Consider the following 3,652-nt stretch of genomic DNA (forward strand, 5'->3'; position numbering starts at 1 on the left):
ATCCCCTTCTTAACCAAATAAGCCCAAAACTGCTTGGCGATATTGAATTGACCGTGTATTGCGAGTGCCTTTTCGACTTCGATAATATCCTCATCGACCGGCGTATAGTTCAACTCACAATTTGCTTCATGGCCTGTTCCCGCATTATTGAATACGCTGGAGTTGCTTTTGGCTGGCCCAGAAAGGCGCTCTATGATGGTTATTTTAAGCTTCGGGTTCAGTTCTTTCGCTAGGGTGGCAAAGGTAATTCCCATTATCCCTGCGCCGACAATTACTACATTCATATAATACTCTTGCTTGTAAGCGTGGTTTAAACTTGATACGAGGAGAAGAGTCAGATTTGGCTTGTTTGAGGGTCACCCAAAGTAATGCCAAGATGTTTTTATGATGAGACTACAACACCTGATTTGCCGGTTGAGCTCGATGATAACGAGTTACCGGATTTTACCGGGCGCTATTTTATACAAATATCTGGCCTTTTTCGAGTGATTTGTATCCAAGACATAAAGCACCACTGCTTAGCCGAAGCTAAAAAATCATGTTATCTATCAATTAAACTTAAGAGAAAATTCACCTTAGCAACAATTGGCACTGCAGCACCGATAAGATTACTATATAAAAAACAATAAGAGAGTTATCCAAAATGAAAACCTACCAAAGCTTCAAAGAATTCTACCCTTACTACCTATCTGAACACAGCAACGCGACATGCAGGCGCTTGCACTTCCTCGGTACTGCACTCGTTATTTTACTGCTCGTTACACTTATTAGTACGCAAAATTGGTCACTGCTAATCGCTCTGCCACTAGTCGGTTATGGTTTCGCCTGGGTCGGACATTTCTTTTTTGAAAAGAACCGTCCGGCTACTTTTACATACCCGCTATGGAGTTTAATGGGTGACTTTGTGATGTTTAAGGATATGCTGCTCGGCAAAGTTAGCTGGTCTTAGTTGTGAGGGAACCACTGTCTGGTCACGCAACATTCGCATAGAGCAGCATGTTTAATTCCGAAGAAAAAGTCTTAGAGCTTGCTCCATTTTCGAGTAGTAAGGGTTCCATGTTAAACGGGCAAATAGTTTGTCTTCTTCGCTATAACCCCATGCTGAAAACCATACACTTTCACCCTCTTCGCATCGGCGCGTATTTGAGGGATTAAAGCTGTTTCCGCACATTCGTTTTTCTCCTTTTTTGCCGTAGTAAGGGTTGTCTGGAGCGAATAGTGGGCTCATATGTGAGCCAGAACTGATTCTCAGTTCCGGCAGTTTCATAGACTTAGTGATAATCTTATCGTCTTCAATAATAGACTCTCCATACCAAATGAAGCGATTTGATGCATGGGTGAAGTTTGAGTCAAAGTATCCTTTGATGGCATGAGGGTTAATGACACTGTCTGCCTCGCTCATCACAATCAGGGTTGGGACATTTGTTTGCTTTGATTCAAATAAGTCTCTGACATATTGTGCACTCTCAGAGTAAGCGATCGAAGCATTAATTGGCGAGGAGCGATATCGGGCTAGGTTATCTTCTTCTGCCTTCCAGCCCCAGTCCATAAATGTCGCAAAGATGGGAGCCAAACGCTCTACAAAAGGTGAAAATGTCTCAAAGCCCGGAGAAAACAGAAGCAAACCATCAACACCACCCTGCTCAATGGCATTGATAGTCACGAGGTTTGCACCGGTAGAAAAACCGCCTAGTAAAACCTTGTTGTACTGTTTTTTCAGCTGTAGAGCATAGTGGTCAACAATGTCTTGCCAATCTTCATAGTGAGAGAGCATTAAGTCCGAAGGCTTACTTCCGTGCCCAGGCAAAAGTAAAACGTGAACAGCATACCCTTCGCCGTGGAGCGATTTAGCAATATCAGAAAAAGAATAAGGCGAGTCTCCCAAGCCGTGAACCAGCAATACAGCTTTCTGTGTCGGCTCATTAGGCATCAACATAAACGGTGCGTTCATGTTGATCTCTTTTTGCTTGTTCTGTGAAATAAAACTTCGGTTATGCGATAACCATGCTCTAGACACCTCTATATAGCTTTCAAAGTCTCGCTGAATATAATTGTAATACTCAGCACTCTGATGCAAAGGCATTTTGCTGTCCGGCATACTCGCACAACCTTTAACAATCATCAGTGCTGTAAGCACCAAAGCAACGCGCGCTATTAAACGTAACATGATTCTCTCCTTCTGACTTACAGCATGCTGCCCGCTTCCATAGCGATCCATCACTGAGCCCACCATGACGTCGCCATACAATAAGTAAACTAATCAGTGCAGTTTACTTATTTAAATTGAAAAGTAAACTATGCAGTGTAAAAATGTACTTTATTGGTATTTAAGCTGTTGAGACTCAATGTGAACGTAATCTGTCAGACCTTAAGCGAAAAAAGCAAAAGCCGCAGTGAATTAAAGAGAGAGGCGATCATTGATGCCGCGAGAAAAGCCTTTAAGGAATATGGCGTAGATGCGACAAGCATGGATAAGCTAGCGGAAATTGCCCAGGTATCAAAGCGAACGGTCTACAATCACTTCGACTCTAAAGAAGCCTTGGTAATGTATTTGCTGAAAGATCTATGGGATCAGGCGATGGTGAAAATTGATGTTCATTATGATGCCGTCAGCCCCTTGGGTGAGCAGCTAACAGCATTACTAAAGCAAGAAGTGAATCTGGTGGGCGACAAAGAATATATCGATTTAGCACGCGTGGCGCTAGGGCACTTCCTGTTCCAGCCGGAGGCCCTACAAAAAGAACTTGAAAAGTTCGATGATGAAGACACCGCGCTGACGCTATGGTTAGAAAGCGCGTCTAAAGATAAGCGCATAAATTTACATGACACAGAGCTAGCTTTCACACAGCTTCACAACCTAATAAAGGGAAGTTGCTTTTGGCCTCAAGTTGTTCAAATTGCGCCTGTTTTATCTGAACCTGAAAAACAAGCACTAGTGCGCGAAACCGTTGATATGTTTTTGGCTCGATATAAATAATGATAAATATTAATTGTAAAAGTCAGCGCTTGAGCTGAGCTATTAGAACACTGCGTTCGACTAAAGCGCACGACTCCTGCGCATTACTTAGTCGTTAAAGTGCCAAATTCGGCCCCTAGTACGTACCTTGTAGGTCGGGTTTCAACCCGACAGATCGGTGCCAATGAGGTAGTTAATAGGTATTGTAAGCACCGCGTCGGGCTGAAGCCCGACCTACGAATAAAGTGCGAATATGCCAAGTTCGGACTCTTCGATATCAATAGGGTGTGCCGTGCGCACCAGCGGAGTTTGATACCTCGTCTTAGTAGGCAGAGGGTTCAACCCCTCGCATGAATCTGCCCCGTGCTAGCCCGCTTGCGAGCCGTGGAAGGCTCTGCCTACAGGTTAGGGAAATTGCTTTGGCCGCCCCCCCATTACTGTTTGTTTGAGTCGCGGGGTTTATCGGTGCGCACGGCGCACCCTATTTGAGTTGTCAGGGTCTTAAATGCGGACTCATTGGCACTAGTGAAGAAAATTCCGATTAGATGTCTCAAAAAGTTACATCAAATTCATTGGCGGCAAAGAGCTTAATCTTGATCTAGGATATCAATTAGATGTTTACTTGGTTCCATGCGTTGATGAAGAACCCTGAAGATTTCAATGCCACCCTGGCACTCTGCATAATAAATGAAATGT

Annotated in this window: 4 protein-coding genes; 2 read left to right on the forward strand and 2 right to left on the reverse strand. The window is 43.9% G+C overall.

What is annotated here, in order from left to right:
- On the reverse strand, nt 1-284 hold a 284-nt coding region (locus A3761_RS15440), incomplete at its 3' end, for a malate:quinone oxidoreductase (RefSeq protein ID WP_156491880.1).
- Between the two features lie 359 nt (nt 285-643).
- Here A3761_RS15440 and A3761_RS15450 point away from each other — a divergent pair.
- The gene (locus tag A3761_RS15450; protein ID WP_068506944.1) at nt 644-949 is read left to right on the forward strand and encodes a DUF962 domain-containing protein; all 306 of its coding nucleotides are present in this window, start codon (nt 644-646) and stop codon (nt 947-949) included.
- 51 nt (nt 950-1,000) lie between these two features.
- Here A3761_RS15450 and A3761_RS15455 read toward each other — a convergent pair whose 3' ends face one another.
- Nucleotides 1,001-2,167, reverse strand: a complete 1,167-nt coding sequence (locus A3761_RS15455; RefSeq protein ID WP_068506966.1) for a carboxylesterase — start codon at nt 2,165-2,167, stop codon at nt 1,001-1,003.
- Between the two features lie 180 nt (nt 2,168-2,347).
- Here A3761_RS15455 and A3761_RS15460 point away from each other — a divergent pair, with 180 nt between their 5' ends.
- Entirely contained in the window at nt 2,348-2,977 is a 630-nt protein-coding gene (locus A3761_RS15460) for a TetR/AcrR family transcriptional regulator (RefSeq protein WP_231875540.1), read from the forward strand.
- Nucleotides 2,978-3,652 lie beyond the last annotated feature (675 nt).

Source organism: Oleiphilus sp. HI0123, from assembly GCF_001635315.1.

Bases quoted from the DNA above. Each gene is read 5' to 3' on its own strand.
- A3761_RS15450 (WP_068506944.1), top strand. From the start codon at position 644: ATGAAAACCTACCAAAGCTTCAAAGAATTCTACCCTTACTACCTATCT.
- A3761_RS15455 (WP_068506966.1), bottom strand. From the start codon at position 2,167: ATGTTACGTTTAATAGCGCGCGTTGCTTTGGTGCTTACAGCACTGATG.